Genomic DNA, 21,131 nt, shown 5'->3' on the forward strand with positions numbered 1-21,131 from the left:
GTTCTGCTTGTCGGAGACGGCATAGCCGTTCGGATCGCCCACCAGCTTCCACTCGCCGGCTTCGTAATAGTCGCGATCCTTGGAAGTGCCCGCCAGCGCGAAGTTCTCCTTGTCCTGATACGAAGGTCCGTTCTGCTCCTCGTATCCGTTTGCGGAATCGGTGTAGGAGGTGGACGCCTGGCGCACCAGCACGTAGACGCGCAGCTGCTGCTCTATGGATTCCTTCTCCTCCTGGGTGTACTCGGTGCCGCCAATCTCCCATACGCCGGTGCTCACGCGCTCCACACCCGGCTGCGTGCGGCCGATGGCCATGGAGGAGTTTCCAAAAGGCGCATCCAGCACCGAGCCTTGGCCCGTAGCCCAATAAGGCACCTGCCAATCCACGATGAAGCTGTTCACCGCGCCGCCGGTGTTGATGGCCTGCGTGACCATCATGGTGGTGGACCCGCGTTCGTGAGCGTCATCGCCCAAAACCACGCCGAAGTCCGGATCGGACACCAGACTGCGCTGATCCAGCGTATCAGCGCGGATGGAAGCGCTGGGCTTGGCCACCTTGAACCAACCGGCGGCGGCCGCAGTGTAGATGTCGTCCAGCTCGCCGTCCGCATCGTAGTCCGTGTCAGGCACCTGCACGTCGTCATCCGGATTGCTCGGGTCGCCCTCGTCCAGGTACCCCGGCGCATCCTCCACCCGATTGTCGAACGTGAAGCGGTCGGGGGTTTGGTCGGAGAAGTCCTTTACCGGAAAATCGGGGTCTGCGGGCAGCTTGGGCTTGGTTTTGGTTTCCCCTGCCGCGCCTTCGTCTCCGGTGTAGTTGTCGGAATAGGTGTGCGTCCATTCGTCCGTCCAGCCCAGGGTTCGGTCGTGCGTGGTCACGTACGCCTGCGAGCCCTCGCCGTCCCAGGTGCGAATGTTCTCAAGTTGCTCGCGGTAGGTTTCGGGCATGCCCTCGGCAGCAGATTCCTCGTCGCCCAGGTTGTCGATGACCGTGCGCACCTTGAGCGTGATCACATCGCCCATGCCGAAGTAGCCGTCCGGACGGATACCGTCTTTCCAGTACGCCTCCAGCATGCTGTTCGAACCATCGAACTCCGCATCAGTGGCGTCGTCAGGCGGCGCCAGCTCGACCACCAGCACCTCGCCCTCGTGCGACTTCGGCTTGGCCGTGCTGCCCGCACCCGCATCGTCGGGATCGTCGTAGTCGGGCTTGGCGTAATCGGGATCGCTGTAATTGTTCGCACCGTAGTCGGGCTGCGCGGTGACGTTCACCGTCCAGCCGGCCGCGCGCAGCTGCTTGGGCGTCAGGGTCTCGATCACCTGATCGGTCTGACCGCGTGGCGTATAAGTGCGTTCGACGAAGAACTGGTAGTCGTCGTCCTCGTAATCGGCATAGTTGTTGGAGTCCAGCGTGGCCTTGTTGTAGAACGTCACCTGTTCGGGCAGATGGAACGAGAACACCAGCTTGCCGTGGGCCAACGCGCCCGACGAGCCGAGATTCTCTTCATCCGCCAGGTTGTTCTTCACTGTGAGAGCATACCAGGGCTCATCGCCGTATTGCCACGACTGGTCAGCCTCGCCCGTTTTGCCGCCGTCGGCGTCCAACACCTCGCCGTCGCCGCCTGCGAGATCGCCCTTCGCGCCGTCCCCGGTATTGGTCGTTCCCGTAGCGGAGGGGTCGGCTCCGTCAAGCGGACGCACGGGATCGGCCTCCACCTCATAGGAGGAGGTGAACGACGGATACGACGTCCGCAGCTTCAAAGCGGCATACGAACCTGCGTCGGGAATCTGATCGGCGCTCCCCGCCGCTCGATTGGAAAACGCATCCTGATAGACGGCAGCGTCATCGCCATCCAGCGCCTGTGTGTTCTCCTCGGTCAGCGACCACGCCGGCCGGAACGCGTAGTCCTCCACCAGCAAAGGCAGCCCCTCACGCTCCACCACGTCGCCCAGGGACACATCGCCCTCTTCGTTTGCCGTGGTGTTTCGCATGTCGCCCATCTCGGCATAGGTTCCGCTGAACCCGGGCAGCCAATTGAAGGGCACCTCTTCGCGCGTTCCCTCGTCGGCCATGCAATTGGAAGGCACGGGCGCAGTCGGATAATCCTTGCTCGCCCGGGCATCCAAACGCAGATCTCCCGACGACTGCTTTTCGGCGCCCACCAAATAGGGATTGCCTCCTATGTCGGTGTCGCTTATGAATCGGTAACCGCCCATGGCCGAACTCACGTAGCTGCGCACGTTCTCGTAGGAGTTCTCCACCTGTTCAGGATCGCCCTCTTCGCGCACAGGCTCCTCGTACGTCACAATATCGAACGAGAACAACCCCGCGCCATCGGACTTGATGCGCTGCTCGCTGTTGCCGGCGCCCACGGCACCGTCGGGAGCGTCCAGGTCGTCGTCCTGCGGCAAGAAGCGCACCACGTAGCGGTACTCCTCGCCATCCGAAGCCGCCGTGTCGCCATCAGTATCGGTCATCGTCACCTTCTCGTAGGTGACCGTGGCTCGGAATCCGGGCTGCATATCCTCCGCGTTTGCGTCGGGTTCGTTCGCCGTTGCGCCATCGGTGTAGGACACGCCCCAATCGGCCTGGTCAAAATTCTGCTCCACATCCGGAGAAGGGCTGTACGGCAGACCGGTATCCCTATCAACCGGTGCAATGCCCTGCGGCAGCACCGTAGTCACCACAGGCAGCACGAGGTCGCCCCGCGCACCACCGTCAGTGGCATAGTTGTGGTAATGATTCTGATATGACGTCTTCTGAATATCGTTCCACCAATAGCGGTTTTCCACATGGACGTTCAACTGGCGATGATCAGCTTCCTGCATCAGGTAGTAGTCGGCCACAGAGCCGCTCACGCCGTTTTCGCCCAGCGTGTTCCACACGCGCACAAGCGGCTCACGTTGCACGGCCGTAGTACCCGTCTGCGCATAGAGCGGCGCCTCGCTCCCGGCGTCTTTGTACGCTTTACCCCATGCAATGGCGCTTGTGTTGGCCACCTTGACGCTCAGATCGTCGGCAGACACCGTGTTGTTCTGCACGGTTTTGCCGTTGACGGCAGGCATATTGGGTGAGCCGTACAGCTGGCTGCGCCCAGTTCCGTAATATGAAGACCAGCGCCAATCCATGCCGTAGGGCTGCACGTTGTGCGCCTTATCGGCCTGCGCCGTGGCACCCTCCCAGTGGTCGATATCGAACACCTGGTAGTAGGCGCTCGAACGGCTACCCATGCCCTCGGAGCGACTCGTGTCCACAGGGCGCACCAGCACGCGGTCGTTCCATTCGCCATTGGCGTTGTTTGCGAACACGTGCACCGGCACGTCCACGTTTATCTTGTAGCCGCCGTCGGCGTAACCGTCGGGGTCGGCTGTGTTGACCTCGCTGCCGTCCTGCGCGCGATAGAACCATTTGCCCAGGGGCTGCTCTACGGTAATTTTAAGCACCCATGGCTGCGAGCTGTCGCGATACGATTCAGCGTCACCTGCCGCAGCAGCTACGGCTTCATAGGACGACATGCTCAGATCCGCAGACAAATCCTCTGCGTTTGCCTTGAGCACCTTGCCGTCGCGGTACGCAGCCGGGTCCTGCGCGGCGCTCGGCGCGTCGTAACCCTCGTAGTCACCATCGGGGCGCTGCACTACCTCAACCTTCACCAGGTCATCGGGGATGTCGTTCCATGTTTCCTCGGCATATGGATCGGTGCCAGGGTTAGCGGCAGACACGGCCTGCTCCAACACCTTGGCGTCCACCTCCACCATGCTTCCGTCGTCGGCAAACACCGGCTCCACGCCACGTGGCAGCACATACGTGAACTCCACGCCGTCAAGCGTACGGTCGCCGTAGTTGAGCGCCTGCAGACGCGCTGTAAAATCTTGGTTGTACTGCAGCGCGGTAGTGTGCTGGCCCCATAGAACGCCTCTGTTGTCATCGTCCCACCATGTGGGGTTCCCCGCGTAATCGCAATGCGGATCGCGGCCCGATTCGTACACACGAGCGCTCTCGTAGTTTGGCGCAGAGCCATTGTCCATCGCGGGGTCATCGCCCTTTACCGCAAACTCACTTGCCGTGGCTATCCAGGCTTTCTGCAAATGAACGCGCGTTTGGCTCCACACCACCGGAACTTCGGTTTCGTTTTCCAAGAGCGCGCCAATGCGGGGCGTGAGGCACAGCTTGTCAAAGGAGAGCGCATACCGCGCATGCGTAGAGGACGAAGACGTATCGGTGCGCGTGTAATGCTTGGCCTCTGGCCAGGACTCTGTCGTAGCGTCGTTGGGACGCTGGGGTGAATAGCGCGCTGTTTGACAATTGTTCAGCGTGCGCATGTCCGTATCGAAGAAACTGTCATCGTTGTCGCTGTTATCTCCCGGCAGATAGGCAAGCGAACCGTCAAACGTTTCCCACAAATCGGTATCGTCGGGACGATCGCCCGTGAATCCGCTTTCGTGCAACAGCGAATCCAAATCCATGAGCACATTGCTGGTGTTCACCTTAATCGCTGCATAGTAAGACGGCAACGCAGTACTAGTGAACCACTCGCCCCCTAGAGGATCGGCATAATGACTGTAATAATACGATGAATACGAATTCGCCGAGTACTCGCCCAGACGTGGGAAATACGCAGGCTCGGCACCCGTCGTTCCCGACGACAGTGCGGCCTGGTCTAGATCCGTGTACACCTGGGGCAACCCATCGAGTGCCGCTTGTACGGGGAACCACAGCTCTATGGTGTCGCCCACCTCCATGCGCGTGTTGCCCGCCTTCACGCGATCAACCGGCGCCAGATCCGTCGCATCAGCCGGATTACCGCCCTCGGTGCCAGCCGCCGGCTCCCAGCTTATCTTGAACAGATAAAACGTCGTGTTTTCACTCACACCGGAATCCGTGGGGTTCAGGTCGGCAAATGGCTTACCGCCCGCTGGCGTGGAAACCTCCGAGGTGGAGGCATACGTCATGGCGCCACCGTAGTCAGGGGCCTCGGATGCATCCGCCAATTCAACGGACAGCTCCATGCCCACGTCGGTCGTACGCGCGGCGGTTACATCGTTGCCATCGCGATCCGTCCAACGCAGGTGTTGTTTAATGTACGATTCCAAATACTCGGCCGTTATATCGACCCCGGCATGAGCACCCAATGCCTGCTTTAAGTAATTCGCAGGTATGCGCTCGTAAAACACGGGGTTATACAACTCGCCCTGCAAGTCGCTGACACCCGGGTTCGTACCCTCCTTCACGTTACGCAGCGTATCCTTGTACCAGAACGTCTCGCCCGGAATGTAGCCCAGTTTCTGGTCGGCCTCCGCGTCATAACCCGCAGCAGCCTGTTCTTGGGTCTGGAACACCTGGTTATGGAACTGCATCACAGGCGTGCGGCGCGACACCGTCACACGAACATAATCGTTGTAATCATCCTGCTTCGTGAGCCACGTGCCATGCAGAGCGGGAGCTGCCTCAACCTCCACGGAACCCTTGGAGAACAACGGCTCACTCTCGTTGTGGCGATGCGTGAAACTTACGTCAAGGTATTGGTCGAAGTTCCAACTGGTTGCCTGCTCCTTGCTGGCCACGGTTCCCTCGTCCAACCGCACATCGTGGTAACGACCCACGCCGATAAGCGCCACATCATCCAGCAAAAACTCCCCTGCATCGCCCTCCGCACGCGCAGGCACATCGTAGTACGTCCAGCGCACGCCGGTAGCTGTGCGGAACACGCTGTCGTTTACCACGTGATCCGTTTCGGCAGGACCTTGCTGCTTCATGAGCGTCTCAAGCGCATCATACTCAAGCCATGCACCCTGACTCGGCTCGTAGTACTCCACCTTGACATCAGGACGACCCGGCGTGTCGGGGTCTGGCCCAGCCTCGCTCTCAACGATGCCCTCGGGATAACCCACGTCTTTCAGGCCGTCAGCAGAACCCACCGACGATGCTAGCTTCGGCGTGTCCGTCAACTCAAAGATAGGCGCGCCCACGGGGTTGCCCTTTTCATCGTGATCTTTGGTGAACAGCACCGTCACCGTCATATCCTCGACATGGTAGGTGGGGTTCTTCAAATCCGACACCGTAAGCTTCATGGGGTTGCCGTCAGTGTCGGCCGGGTTTTTCTCAACGGTGGCAGAGCTGCCAGCATTGGGATCAACCTCCAGCCACTCCGCAGCAATTCTTGCATTGGAGTATCTATATTCATAATGCGTATAGAACGTCAGTGCCGAAGTGGCGCGGATGCCTAGTTGCTCTTGTCCATCCAAACGGGAATCTTGGGTGATCTCGCGATAGAAAGACGTGCTCGATGAACCATCGTCGGTTCTGTAGCTTGTATTGTACGACGTGGATGTTCCGTAAAGCGCGTTCATCTGCTTACTTGGATAGCGCGCACTGCGCACATCGCGCACGCGGTATTGCGCGAAACCATGCTTCGGCGCTGCCGTGACCATGAACTGGGCAGTGGGCGACTTGCCTTTCCATGCAGGCTCGTCATCTTGGAACGCCACACCCTCTTCGCTGTCATAGCCGTCATCGCCCAGCTCGCTCGTCAACTGGGTGATGACGCGAATGTTCACGAACGTTCCCTGCTGCATCTGTGCGTTATCGGGGCTGAGCGAAGCATCGCCCACCGTCAACACCAGCTCGCGGTTCTGCTCGTACTGCTCTTGCCCCTCCGCCACGGAAAGGTCCTCTTGCGCCGGAGCCTCGCGCATACCCTGCGCGCCACCCTCCACCGAGCCTATTTTGGCCGTCACGGGAAGCGGCGCACCATCCGCGCCCACAGCTGTGCTGTCGTCAGCAACCTCCCAGCCTACAATACGCTGCCCTGCGGCAACAGAGAAGCGGCCGGTTGCCTGCTCAAGCGGCAGACCGGCGTCCTCGCCCGCCTGAATGGTGAGCGTGTACTCCACATAGTCGCCTGCATACAGGTTACGGTCGGGGATGTTGGTGGGTTCACCGGCCAGCGGATCAGCGCTCGACGGAGACGCAAGCGAGCGGTCGTCGCGGTCGTAGGCGAACAGGGTCCGCTCGGTGGGCGAGCCGTCCGCACCCTCCACCGTTATCTTCGTGCCGCGAGCCATACTCATCTCCAGCAAACCAAGCCGATGACGCGCATGGTAGAAGAACGTAGGATCGGAGCTTGCAGCGCTTGGAATGTTATGATTCGGATCCTTCGTCTCCACATTGGACACCGACAAATCGTGCCGTATGGAGGTGGCATCCGATGATATGGATGCGTACGTGTAGGAAGTCGTGACTTGCTTTGAGAATGTCGGCGTAGCCAGACGGTCCCACCCCTCATCAACAGATGAGGAGTTTTGGAACGCATCGAGCGTGCGGTCTACGAGCACGCACTCATACGAGAACGCGTACCCGCCCTCTTCGTTAGCCAGATACTTGCCCGAATCCAACATGGTGGTCGGGTCATAGCGGTCGGCATTGGGGGAATCGAACGTCAGCGAGATGCTGCTGACGTGCGCCTTGGCATACTCAACGTCCACTGCGGGATCATCTTTGTAACCATTGATGCTGTTGGTATCCGTCGTGGCCTTATACGTGGTCACCAGTTCCTGGGACACCGTGTCCGGGTCACCATCCAGCTGATTCTTCAAATCCTGTCGCAGGTATGCCTCTAGGTCAACCTCATAATCGCCCTTTGCGTTTGCCTGACTGGACACCACGCCCGCATTCACGAGATCTTCCCACGACAGCTCCACCGTCTTCCCGTTCGCCACGAACGACAGGGAAACCACCCGCAGCCAGTTTTCGGAATATCCTTGACCACCAGGCACCAGACGCTGCGGCACGTAAACGGTCTGCAGACGCGAGTTGTCATCCAGAGCGCTCGTCAGCGTCACATGGCTGATATGGGAAGCGCGCTTGGCGTCATCCACTCCCGGCGTTCCATCCTCGACGTTTTGGAAACGAGCCTCGTAGATAGTCTTCGTGGGCGCATCATTGTTCTCATTAAAGTCGTACACCACGGGACACAGCGTGTCCGTCACATCGTTTTCACCGTGCAGTGTGTAGCGATACCGGAGCGGAATCAAGTAGCCGGTGAACGCTGCCGGGTCGGAAGATCTGTCATGATTGTCGTAGTAGTTCCATGCAGGCGAAGAGATAGGCGTATCCGGATCCTCGTTCAGATAACTGATAGCGCTCACCGTATTCGTAGCATCAGATACAGCCGTTGCGCCACCTGTCAGGGGATTCTCTTGGCTGCCGTACACATAAGGTCGGCCAAGCACGTGCAGGTCAATATCCGTTTCCGTGCCGTCAGCCTCGCCGTTGTAGCGCTGATCCGTCTCGCCCGCACCATCCACGTCACCGGCATATGCACCTAGCTCAATCGACAATTCGGCAATAAATTCGTTCTCGTGCAGATCGATGACGAACGGTTTCCCGCCTGTCTCCACCATGCTTTTGATCTCAACGGCCGGCTCTTCATCAGGCCGCGCAAACTGCACATACACCGTGCCGTCAGCAGCTGTCGCATCCAGCAGATCGGCAATCGTCTCATCCGACAGCTTCCGCTCCGCACCGCTGGCGTCTCGCTCAAAGGTGCCCTTCGTGGTCACCGCAATGGTGCGCGCCGCACCCTCGTTTTCCGCATAACCACCCACAGCGGACTCATCTTTTTGCCACTGCTTGGTAGTCAGCCTCAATTCGGGCGCAACGGCACCCTGCTGCTTGGCAAGCTGGCTTTGCAGCTTGCTCAGCACGCCGGAGTCAGCCGGAATCCCTATCCCCGTGCTCAAAAACCCGTAGTACCCCAACTCGTCATTGGGGAAGCACACAGGGAAGGTATCTTGCAACACCACGCGGTCGGCAAACGATATGCGGCCGTAATTCCAATCGTTGTAGTCTGAGCCGGAGAGGCTGACAAGATTGTTCGTGTGTTTCCGGTAAAACGACACGTAGAACTTCTGGTCGTCCGCAAATTTGACGCTATCGTCAACGTCCAATTCGTACGCCAGATCCGTGTTCACGCCCTTGCGCACATAGTTGCCATCGTCAATCACCGACACTTGGCTGATCGTCTGCAGATGACTCATCTGGCCTTCGTAATCAACATGACTATAGGTCGTTTTATGACCCCATTTTCTGTTGTCGTACGACCACTCGCTCTTGTGGCTCGAAGTTCCGCTACCGTCGTCGTAGCGCGTGACAGCCTTGTGCCCTGCGCGGTTGTTACCCGAATAGTCACCGCCCGCTCGTACTGTCACCGTGGTGACGCTCTGTCGATTGTCGCATGTTTTATAGAAACGACCCGTCACCTCAAACGACATGAGGTTGATCCAGTCTGGATTGTCGTATTGAAGGCTGTCGCCGAACCACGTGCCGTAGTCGGGCAGATTCGCTGTATTCCCGCGCCCATCACCCGCCTGGTTGATCGCATCCGTGTACTGGCATTGGTTGATGCTCAAAGTGTACGACACGCTTTCCACCAGCTGGACGCCCTTAGGCATCGCATCGGTTTCGTAGGCGCTGAACGGGTCGCGGTAGGAGTACGCGTCACCGCTATCTTTCCCGTAGTCGGGCACATGTTCGCCGTCCTCCAACCGAAGCAGGTTCAGGCGGAAGTACGGATTGCTCTCCGAATCCATCCGCACAGAGTCGGCCGCACCGCTTTTTGCCTGCGCACGCACTTCATCGCCCGATACGCTCATAACGGAGCCATCGGCATAGGTCACGTCCATGTTCTCGAGGAAGGGAAGCGCTTGCGCACGCACCAGCACGTAATACGCATCGAACACGTCGGAGGGAAGCTCCTGGTTGATGGTCATCTGCAAGCCCGTGTTATACGAAACAGGCTTGATGGCATCATTGTAATAGCTTATCTCTCTCTGCTCGTTGTCACGATACGACCCGTATTGCATGTAGCACGAGTATTCCGGCCCATCAAGGCTATTCACCTGTCGGAAATCAACCAGATACGACCCTTGGGCCTTGTATCCCAAGTTCAACGCACAGTTTTGCTCTCCATATTCAGGTTGCACGTTGCCATGTGACTGCCGCGCATGGTTGGAATCCATCGTCCCCTGCGTGTAGGTGGTCAGACGCTGACCGGAAGATGCCGTATCCTCGTCGTAATACCCCACGCGGTTAACGGCGTCGAAGTACATCTTGCTCACATACACGCCTGACAAGTCAGTACGCTTCACCTCGTAGGACGAAGCCTTATCGCCCGCGCGGAATCCGCCCAGATGATTGATCGTCTGCGCTTGGAACGTGTCCTCCGTGCCGAACATGCTATCCTCGAAGCCGTGCACCGTTATGACCTGCGTCTCAGCTTCCGAGTTGGCGCTGGCGTCGTCTTCTTGCATGTTCTTCCACGACACCAGTTCTATGGTCAGCAGGTTCTGAATGCCCAGGGCGGCAACAGCGCTCTCCTCAATCGTTACCTGACCGTTCTCCACCGGATAGAACGTTCCCCGTTCATCCACAAAGCCGGCTACCTCATTGCCGCTCAACGTTGTGTCGCCCGCATCCCAGCTCGCACTGGGATCGGCTACCGGGCGCAACTCCTTCGCCACCGCGCTGGCATTCGCATCAGCGTCTGGCGCATAACCGGTCAGACGGATGGTGCCCACCTGCCCCTGCGGGAAGCATGACAGAATATCTTGGTTCACCGTGAAGCTGGTCACGTGGAAGCCCGTCCACGCGTCCACCGTGGAACCATCCTCTTGTTTAATGCCCGTCTCGTACTTCAACGGCATAGTCAGCACAACATCCAGGTCGTCGAGCACCGACACGTTGCGCTCGTTTTGCACGGTGGCCCACATAGTGAAGTCGCGGTCGTAGGGCACCACAACTTGGGTGCGCGTGTTGTCGTCCGAACCTCCGCGGTTGGTGTAGTTGGGATCCTCGCACTCGGTGCCATCATCGGCAGTGGCGTACTGCACGTAGGTGTGCAACTCAGCCGCCGGGCGCTCCACGCGCAGCACGGCTTTCTGCGAACTGGGGATGCGCGTGTCGAACGCGCCCTTCTGCTCGAAAGTCTGCGCGGCCACGTGGTCATCGTACCAGTCGGCCTTGCCCGTCAGCTCTATGCCCAGCGTTGCGCCCGACGTAACGGGATCAATAGAAGCATATCGCAACTCTATCTTGCTCAAATACTGTCCCGCACGGTCGGCCAGCATTCCCTCGCCCACCGTGAGCGTAAACGAATCCGCGCTGGCCAGCGCACTCTGCACGGCCTGCGCGTCCATCTCAAACGCCCCTCCTGCCTGCTCACCCGTGGTGGGATCAAGGAAGAAAAGCAGGGCTTTTTCGAACGCCGTGGAGCCATCGCGGTTCGTGCCCAGCTTCAGTATGTCGGCGCTTACCTCCACCGTCTTGGTTCGGAAACCGCGTACCGTGTTGTCTTCATCTTCGGCACCGCGACGTGCGATGCCTTGCACGTCCAGAGTTATCGTAGATTCGTCAGAACGCGCGTGGCTGGTGTTTTGGAAGGAGAACCGATAGCCCACGTTTTCCGCATGCGCCGCCACCTCTATGCTGCCGCCGTCGGTGCTTTCAATTGGCCCGTCAGTCGGCCGCACGTCAGCCGGCTTGAAAGAGCGAGCCGTGGTGGCAGTCCCCAACTGACCGATGAGCACCGTCGCAGAGCTTTTGCGCTCGATTCCATCCCCGTAAGCATCCGTAACCGGGAAGAAGTGCGCCGAGGTGGTGATGGAGTTCTGGTACGTATGGTTCGCACTGCCCGCCGCAGGAGCACCGTGCGTGTTCATATATCCAAGCATACGCACAACCATTGATGACTGCGCACTCAAGTGGGCGTACTTCACCCGCACGAGCGCCACCGGCGCATCCTGCGGGAACTCGGTGTCCGGAATGGTCAGCACACCGTTGTCAATCCATTTCGTCAGCGCTTCGGCGTCGAAAGAGCGCACCGGCACGACGGCATCGCCTTCTGTCGGCAGGTTGTTGAACGCGTACAGCTCCACCCCTTCGATGGTGCCCGATTCGTGACGCACGGCCGCCCTGCCACCGGCTGCTCCGTCTGCCCCGCAGAGTGCGCCTTCGCCCGTGGCCGGCGCATCAGCCGCGTCCCGGAACCCCTCTATCGCTACCCCGTTTGGCAGAAACCCTCGTGCACCGGCAAGCGGATCCGCCGTGATGCCGCTTGCGGACACATCCAGCGCCACCTTGTCGGCCTCCGCCTCGGTGGGGTTGGCCAGCTGCGCCTGCACCCATGCTTGTTCGCCCTCAGCGAAACCCCAGCGGTACGGGATGGCGCCGCTCAGCTCGGCGCCCTGCCAACTCCATCCGTATGAGGAGGTCACCGTGGGTTTGATAGTGGTTGTGGCGATATAGGATCTGTCGGCGGAGGACTTGTTCCACTCCTCCACCTCGTAGTCGGTGGAGAACTCCGCTTGCAAATGCATGACATCCATCAACGTGGGCGTGCCGAACACGTCCACGTAGGCTCCTCCGTTTATACCGCCAGCGGGAGCATTGCCGCAAAACGTTTCGAAGCGGACGGTGGCGCTTGCCAAATAACCGCCGCCCCACGCCTCGGCGGGCACCACCAAGTCTCCTTCAGAATTCAAGTAGCCTTTCAGACCGTCCCAGTCCAAATCGACCGTAGATTGCCCCCCGGCGTTATCGTACACCGCAAACGACGCCGACACGCCCTCGCCCGATGCCAGAAGCTCGGCCGACAGCGACACGTGCGACGTCACGAAACCACGCGGCTCGCTGCCGGACTCGTTGCGCGGCAGCGGGCCCACGGTGATGAGCGCAGGCTCCATCAACGCGGCGCTGTTGTTCCATATGGTGAACCGCCAACCGCTCTGATGACGGCTGAGCGGCACTTCCAGCGGGTTTTTCTCCGGAGCATCGGCGAACGTGATCAGCGGATTTTGGTTGGGATCCTGCGCATCGGTGTAGGCAACCGAGCTCACGCAAGGCTCTACGGGGAACACCTCCAGCACGGAGGTATCCGCACCTCGCATGTTCCAATCCTCTTGTTGATACAGCGTCTCGAACGCCGCTTCCACGCCATACGTGCCCACCACTTTACCCGTGCCGAACACGTCGATGAACGCCTGGATGTCTTCGGCAGGTTGGCTGCCGTACACGCGATCGTAGCGCACGGTCACGGTTTCCAAGAGTCGCTGGCGATACGGATTGTCCTTGTCGGGATCGTCTTCGCTGGGTATCCACGCCCAATACGAGTTGGGAATCACGTACGCGTTCGCATCCTGATCGAAATAGCTCTTGATCTGATTGGAGTCGATGGTCTTGGTAGCCGTCTTCCATTCTTCGTCGTTGTCGTCGTATACGCGGTACGTCACGTCAATACCAGCGAAATCGCCCAGTGTTTCCACCAACCCGGGGGAAAGCGACAGGTGCGACACCTCCACGCTGGACATGAGCTTGTTCTCGCCGGTGTCCACCAGCGGAAGCGGGCCTACCGTGATCTGGGCAGGTTCAAACATGGACGAACCCGGATTGCCGAACAAGTAACGCCAACCCGCCGAGTGCACGTCCAGCGGCACGCTGCTCTTATCCTCCAGCGTGGCATCGGGGTCGGCCGCCTGATCCGCATCGGCGTACGCCTTTGCGTCCACCGTGGGCGCGAGCGGCAACAGGGGCTGCAGCACCGCTGTTGCCGGATCGCTCGCACGGTTGAAGTACTGGTACCCGGACTGCACCCCGTCGCCGGCCGTTTGAGAAGCGGTCACCCACAAACGCTGCGCGTACTCCAAGCGTGCCGAGTTGAGGTACTCCTTGGCATCGTGCGCAGGGCCAGGTTCCAGCATGAAGCCGTTCACCTGCACCTGCCCCGGAATCTTTTCGGTCGTGCCCACAGGCTCGTGGAAAAGCAAGCGGAAACGTCCGGTGAACAGGCCGTTTTGTCCGGCGCTCGACCCCACTTTGGCACCATAGCCACGAGCTTCTAACTCGGCCGCCAGCGAATTGGCGCGCTCTTCGCCGCCAAAGCGCCAGGTAACAGATTTGATGGAGCCGTCCTCTTCGTTCTCGATGCGCGTGGGAGGAAGGTCAAGCCCTATCCACTGACGGGTTCCCGCGCTGTCCTCCACTTCGAATTGGAGCGCGGCAGCCTCGGGGTGCTCTTCGCCCTCCGCCACATAGTAGTAGTCGGACAGCTGCGGGCCGAGCGCTTCTTCACCCTCCGCCTCGGCCTCAACTTGAGGCAGCGTGATCTCCACGTTGCCAAACTCCCAGCCGCCGGGCAGGGTGTCCACCAACGCCGGACCGATATCGCTGCCTTCGGGATGGCTCTCCTGCCCGGGCTCCAGCTCACCGGTAGAGTCGAAGTCTCCGCCGCTTGCCCGCGATCCGAAGAGCGGCATATTGCCAGTAGAATGCATATTGTTGATGACGTACCCGCTCAAATACCCTAAGCGGTCTTTGCCACGATTCGAGAGACTCTCGCTGCCGTCGCCGCTGCTGCGGTCGATAGCCCATTTCTCTAGCGAAAAACCGGGATCCGGCTCGTCAAAGCCATTCGACGTTTCCAAGAACTTGGTCCACGTGTAGTCGTTCTCCCCCAATTTGCCGAAGTGAACCGTAGTTTCAAGTTCGAAGTACGCCCTTTGGAACACCTCGGACGCGCCCAGCCCGTTACGGGGGATGTTCGTAGTGTAGGGAAGCGCCACCAACAACGTGGTGTGGTCCTTGTTGTCGGGTTTCGCCCCGCCCTCGGTCGAAATGAGGGTGCCTTCGCCGTCTTTGGTGTAGAACGAGATCAGCCCGTCCTGGCCGCCTGTCTGATAGCAGATGCTCTCGGCGTTGGGGTCAACGTCCTTGACGTTGGCGAACGTGGCCATGTCTAGCTGGTTGTACTGATCGTCGGTCCAAGCGGTGGTGTCGTATATGAGCGCGCCGCCCTGCCCCGGTACGCCCACAAGAGTCAGCTCGTTGTGCTGCGCGTCGAAATTATCGTTCGGAACAATCTGGCCGTCTTCCACCTTCCAGGCCATAAGATCCTCGGGCCGCATGCCCCAGCCCCCGTCGGTGGTCACGTTCTGGAACCGGAAGAAGTGTTCGAAACGGTCGATCACGCTGTCTTCTGTCGGAGAGGTGTTGGTGATGGTGACCTTGTACACGGCATAGTTGTACTTATCCCACAGCACCGGCGTGTGGACGCACTCGGCCGCATGCTCCCATTTCAGGTTGGTCACGATGAAAGACATCTGGCGCACCAGCGTGCCGCTTGAGTCATCAGGCGAAATCTTAATTGGCCCTTGGGCAACCAGAGTTCCATCGCGGTTGTAGCAGCTGTCCGCAGTTCCTCCGAGCTGAACGGTGCCGCCCGCGTTTTCGGGAATGTTGCCGGCGAAACGCAGACTGAAGGTGGCTCGTTGGAACTGGTTGTCGAATTGACCGAGGCCGTTCGCACCAACGTATTTCAGAATATACTTGCCGGTCAGACCCTTTTCATCGCTGTACGTTTCTTTGGTGATTTCGGTGAGGGGCGTACCGTCCCCGGGGTCTTTGTACAACTGATAGTATTGGAAAAAGGTATCCGGGCTGTCAATGGTGAAGTACATGCGCTTGTTATCCGCATTGGCTGCGGGATTATTCGCTTTGTTGGCCTCCCACTCTGCCTCAGTGTACACGCCCACCAGCGCGCCGCCGGCATTTTGGTAGAGATAGGGGATGTTCAGATGAAACTCAACGCCGCTCAAATAGCCGCCCACCGGAAGCGAGGTCATAGCAGCTTGGAGCGTAACCGTCGGCGGCGCGTCCGTCGTTCTTACCATGAACAGGTTGTCGCTGACCTTTTCCGCACCGTCCTGAGTCAGGTAAGGCTGGAAGTGGTCTTGGGTCATCTGGCTCGCCCGCAAAAGCGAAATGCGGTCGGCGAGGGCGGTGTCCAGGTCGGCGTACATGCCCGGCAGGCGGTTGGAGCCCTCGGGGGGCTGCCATTCGTCGGGGATTTCGAGAGCCGGATTGTTGGCGGAGGCGTCGGCCAAAGCGTCGTCGCCGGGGACGTTGGAGCCGTCAGGCTTGTCGGGGTTGCCGGGGTCGTCAGACTCGCCGGGCTTGTCGGAGTTGTCGGAGCCGCCGGACTCGTCGGGTTCACCGGACTCGCCGGTCGCTCCGCCCTCGTCAGATGGTGCGGCGGGCGCAAGCGCGATGCCCGCCTCCTCGAAAGAACCCGCGAACTCGGTTACGCCGCCAACGTTATAGCGAGCATACGGGCGCAGCTTCGCCGCACCGGCAAACGAAAGTAGCCACCCCCCCCCCGTTGGCGTTTTTCGAGGTCTCGTACGGTACAGCCGCGTACAGGACGACGGTTTCCCCCGGCGCCACGGCGCGCTCGTCCTCTGCGGAAAGCGCCCAGCGCCCGTCGGCGCCAGCGCCCAACACGGAGGCGCCCGCTGCCACGGCCGCTGCCGTATCGGATGGGTCGATGGCCGCCACGTCCTGATCGGACAGCCCCGTGACGTCCAGCAGCACCGGAAGGGCCGCATCGCCGTCAGCCGCAGGCGCGCTGCGGTCATAGCCGTCCGACCAGCTCAGGCCAATTCCCGAAGCTGCCGGATAGCCCTCGGGCACATGGTAGGTCACGCGGTAGGCCAGCCAACCCGCCTCCTCGCCCTCCGCAGGCGCGGCGATGCGCTCCGCCTGGAAGTCGGCCTTGGCGGCGGGTTCGTCGTTGCGCAGCACAACGGTGCCGGCAAAACCTTCGGCCATGCCCATGAGCACCGAGCCGCCGGAGGCCGTGAAGGAGCCCGCCATGTAACCCACAGGCACGGACACATCGCGGCCTGCGGGCACGTCGCCGGCAAAACGCAGGTCAAACGAGGGCATGACGGAATCCGCGCGCAGGCGGCCGCCTGCGGTGTCGGTACCCTCCACGCCGTCGTAACGCAACACGATGCGCCCGCTCACGCCGGAGCGCACGTCGTCGTCGCCCACGCGCTGATAGCCCTCCTCGGCGCTCCACCGCGTCCACACCGACCATCCTTCCGGCACCTCGTCAGCCACCACGGCCGCGCGCATGCCGGCCTCCTGGCCGCCGTTTTGCAGCCATTCCTCAGGCGAGAGCGTCTCCTTCAACGTGCCGTCGTCGGTGAAGTACAGGTACGGGGCGTCCACCGTCACAACCACGCGGTCGCCGTCGTAGGCCGCGCCCAAATGCCCGTCGCCAAGCGCGGACCGCAGCTGCCCCAGCTCCACATCCACATGCGCGGCCGACGATCCCACCTGGTAGAAGCCTGCGTCGGCACGCGGCGCGCCCGAAACGTCCACGCGCGGGTCCAAAAGCGAGGCCACGTTGCCCCGCCCATCGTTGCGCGCAGGCTCCACTTGATCGGTGGGAACCAGGTTGTCGGGAGCCGGCAAGGACTCCTCCTCGGAAGTAGCTGGGGTGGCAGACGGGTCGGTGGCCTGCCCCTTGGAGGCGTCGCCTTCGTCCGAGGCGGCGGCGCCGGCGCCTGCGTCGGAACCACCTTCGGAGGGGGTCTCCGTGTCGGAGACGCCAGACTGGTCGGACTCGCTCGAAGGATCGGCGGCGGAGGAGGCGGCCTCTTCGCCATTTGCCGCAGAGGCGGAACCGGCCTCCGCGGAAGGCTGCGAAGCCTCGTCGCCCGACGATGCGTCCGCGTCCGTTTCGGCCATCGGGGCGGTTTCCTCGCTTTGGCCCTGGTTGGCGGCCAGCGCGTACTGCACTCCGCGCGCGTCCATCATGGTGACGGCAAGCAGAGCCGCCAACCCCGCCGACACGCAGCGCCTCCACAACGGCGTGCGCGAGACGGAAAGCGTCGCTCCCGACGCGCCCCCTGCATCCGACGCGGCGCCCATCTTGCCGCTCCGACTGCACCCTTCGTTCATATTGACGCCCTTCCTACTCCCCATTCAGCGACGATGCGGGGACCAAGCAATCGTTTTCGCCTGAAACGCCCTGCTCGTTAGCGAAGGGCGCGGCCTTGGACAACGGCACGGCAGGCATCTTCTCCCCAGATCATCGCACGCTCGTCCGTATGCGATACTGACACCCCCCATTATATAGAAAGCCCCCCTTAAAAACATTAGGTTTTTGTATTGTTTCAGCGCGAAAGCGACATTATTTGGACGCGCGGCGACAGCAATCAGCGCCATCTACGCCACAGCAAGAAAAGCGGCAGTTCGGGCATCAAGGCAATCTTGGCCAGGAAATCTATGAAAGCCGAGGATCGGCAACGTTGGAGGCATCAAAACGAACGAGGCGAGCGACCTGCCGAAGACGCCCTCCGAGGCCGATTTCTCAAAGAGCGATTCGCCCTCTCCGCGCTGGCAAAGCACGCCGCCGGATCGCCGTCGACATCGACAGAGAGAACGCAACTGCTTCAAAGCCGAATCGCGGCGCATCGGCGCTTTACATCAGGCGATCATCAACGCGCACCCAATAGAATGCCGAGAGCAGAAGAGGTGCTTGATGCTCTCATGGTTCGAGTTCGACGAAGAGGCTCGTCGCACGGAGCGAAAGCCGATGGACGCAAGAGGGCCGCCGGCCCCTGCTGCGCTTTGATGCTGCGGGGCAAAAGCAGTGCGGAAAGCGGCGGGCGCGCGGAGCGGCGGATGTTTCACGTGAAACATCCGCCGCTCCGCGCGCCCGCCGCTTTCCGCACTGCTTTTGCCCCGCAGCATCAAAGCGCAGCAGGGGCCGGCGGCCCTCTTGCGTCCATCGGCTTTCGCTCCGTGCGACGAGCCTCTTCGTCGAACTCGAACCATGAGAGCATCAAGCACCTCTTCTGCTCTCGGCATTCTATTGGGTGCGCGTTGATGATCGCCTGATGTAAAGCGCCGATGCGCCGCGATTCGGCTTTGAAGCAGTTGCGTTCTCTCTGTCGATGTCGACGGCGATCCGGCGGCGTGCTTTGCCAGCGCGGAGAGGGCGAATCGCTCTTTGAGAAATCGGCCTCGGAGGGCGTCTTCGGCAGGTCGCTCGCCTCGTTCGTTTTGATGCCTCCAACGTTGCCGATCCTCGGCTTTCATAGATTTCCTGGCCAAGATTGCCTTGATGCCCGAACTGCCGCTTTTCTTGCTGTGGCGTAGATGGCGCTGATTGCTGTCGCCGCGCGTCCAAATAATGTCGCTTTCGCGCTGAAACAATACAAAAACCTAATGTTTTTAAGGGGGGCTTTCTATATAATGGGGGGTGTCAGTATCGCATACGGACGAGCGTGCGATGATCTGGGGAGAAGATGCCTGCCGTGCCGTTGTCCAAGGCCGCGCCCTTCGCTAACGAGCAGGGCGTTTCAGGCGAAAACGATTGCTTGGTCCCCGCATCGTCGCTGAATGGGGAGTAGGAAGGGCGTCAATATGAACGAAGGGTGCAGTCGGAGCGGCAAGATGGGCGCCGCGTCGGATGCAGGGGGCGCGTCGGGAGCGACGCTTTCCGTCTCGCGCACGCCGTTGTGGAGGCGCTGCGTGTCGGCGGGGTTGGCGGCTCTGCTTGCCGTCACCATGATGGACGCGCGCGGAGTGCAGTACGCGCTGGCCGCCAACCAGGGCCAAAGCGAGGAAACCGCCCCGATGGCCGAAACGGACGCGGACGCATCGTCGGGCGACGAGGCTTCGCAGCCTTCCGCGGAGGCCGGTTCCGCCTCTGCGGCAAATGGCGAAGAGGCCGCCTCCTCCGCCGCCGATCCTTCGAGCGAGTCCGACCAGTCTGGCGTCTCCGACACGGAGACCCCCTCCGAAGGTGGTTCCGACGCAGGCGCCGGCGCCGCCGCCTCGGACGAAGGCGACGCCTCCAAGGGGCAGGCCACCGACCCGTCTGCCACCCCAGCTACTTCCGAGGAGGAGTCCTTGCCGGCTCCCGACAACCTGGTTCCCACCGATCAAGTGGAGCCTGCGCGCAACGATGGGCGGGGCAACGTGGCCTCGCTTTTGGACCCGCGCGTGGACGTTTCGGGCGCGCCGCGTGCCGACGCAGGCTTCTACCAGGTGGGATCGTCGGCCGCGCATGTGGATGTGGAGCTGGGGCAGCTGCGGTCCGCGCTTGGCGACGGGCATTTGGGCGCGGCCTACGACGGCGACCGCGTGGTTGTGACGGTGGACGCCCCGTACCTGTACTTCACCGACGACGGCACGTTGAAGGAGACGCTCTCGCCTGAGGAATGGCTGCAAAACGGCGGCCAGGAGGCCGGCATGCGCGCGGCCGTGGTGGCTGACGAGGTGCCGGAAGGATGGTCGGTGTGGACGCGGTGGAGCGCCGAGGAGGGCTATCAGCGCGTGGGCGACGACGACGTGCGCTCCGGCGTGAGCGGGCGCATCGTGTTGCGTTACGACGGCGTGGAGGGTACCGACACCGCAGGCGGCCGCCTGCGCGCGGATTCCGTCATGCCCTCGTTTGACCTGCGTTTTGCCGGCGACGTGCCCGCAGGCCGCGATGTGTCCGTGCCTGTGGGTTACATGGCGGGCTCCTTCACGGCCTCCGGCGGCTCGGTGCTCATGGGCATGGCCGAAGGTTTTGCCGGCACCGTTGTGCTGCGCAACGACGAACCCGCCGCCAAGGCCGACTTCCAGGCGGAGCGCATCGCCGCGCCTGCGGAGGGCGAGGAGGCGGGTTGGCTGGCCTACCGCGTGACCTACCATGTGCCCGAGGGCTATCCGGCAGCTTCGGGAATTGGCCTGAGCTGGTCGGACGGCTATGACCGCAGCGCGCCTGCGGCTGACGGCGATGCGGCCCTTCCGGTGCTGCTGGACGTCACGGGGCTGTCCGATCAGGACGTGGCGGCCATCGACCCATCCGATACGGCAGCGGCCGTGGCAGCGGGCGCCTCCGTGTTGGGCGCTGGCGCCGACGGGCGCTGGGCGCTTTCCGCAGAGGACGAGCGCGCCGTGGCGCCGGGGGAAACCGTCGTCCTGTACGCGGCTGTACCGTACGAGACCTCGAAAAACGCCAACGGGGGGGGGGTGGCTACTTTCGTTTGCCGGTGCGGCGAAGCTGCGCCCGTATGCTCGCTATAACGTTGGCGGCGTAACCGAGTTCGCGGGTTCTTTCGAGGAGGCGGGCATCGCGCTTGCGCCCGCCGCACCATCTGACGAGGGCGGAGCGACCGGCGAGTCCGGTGAACCCGACGAGTCCGGCGGCTCCGACAACTCCGACAAGCCCGGCGAGTCTGACGACCCCGGCAACCCCGACAAGCCTGACGGCTCCAACGTCCCCGGCGACGACGCT

General features: G+C 61.3%; 3 protein-coding genes (1 of these 3 only partly in view). 1 reads left to right on the forward strand and 2 read right to left on the reverse strand.

Annotated features, from left to right (window positions below):
• A protein-coding gene (locus ACWKY3_RS12290) for an SdrD B-like domain-containing protein (RefSeq protein WP_449316694.1) crosses the window boundary here: on the reverse strand, positions 1–15,933 show its 5' portion. It extends 13,983 nt beyond the left edge of the window; 15,933 of the gene's 29,916 nt are visible here — the first part of the coding sequence; it begins with the start codon at positions 15,931–15,933; the stop codon falls past the left edge of the window.
• A gap of 211 nt (positions 15,934–16,144) precedes the next feature.
• Positions 16,145–17,797 (reverse strand): hypothetical protein, encoded by a 1,653-nt coding sequence (locus ACWKY3_RS12295; protein ID WP_449316695.1) that lies wholly within the window; start codon positions 17,795–17,797, stop codon positions 16,145–16,147.
• A 1,470-nt stretch (positions 17,798–19,267) separates the two neighbouring features.
• On the opposite strand from ACWKY3_RS12295, the gene ACWKY3_RS12300 reads away from it, so the two are divergent.
• A complete protein-coding gene (locus ACWKY3_RS12300; RefSeq protein WP_449316695.1) occupies positions 19,268–20,920 on the forward strand; it encodes a hypothetical protein in 1,653 nt (550 codons plus the stop codon).
• The last annotated feature ends 211 nt before the right edge of the window (positions 20,921–21,131 follow it).

The sequence above is a fragment of the Rubneribacter sp. genome (genome assembly GCF_965361815.1).

Excerpts from the sequence above, each read along its gene's own strand:
- ACWKY3_RS12295 (WP_449316695.1), bottom strand. The coding sequence starts at position 17,797 with ATGAACGAAGGGTGCAGTCGGAGCGGCAAGATGGGCGCCGCGTCGGAT.
- ACWKY3_RS12300 (WP_449316695.1), top strand. The coding sequence starts at position 19,268 with ATGAACGAAGGGTGCAGTCGGAGCGGCAAGATGGGCGCCGCGTCGGAT.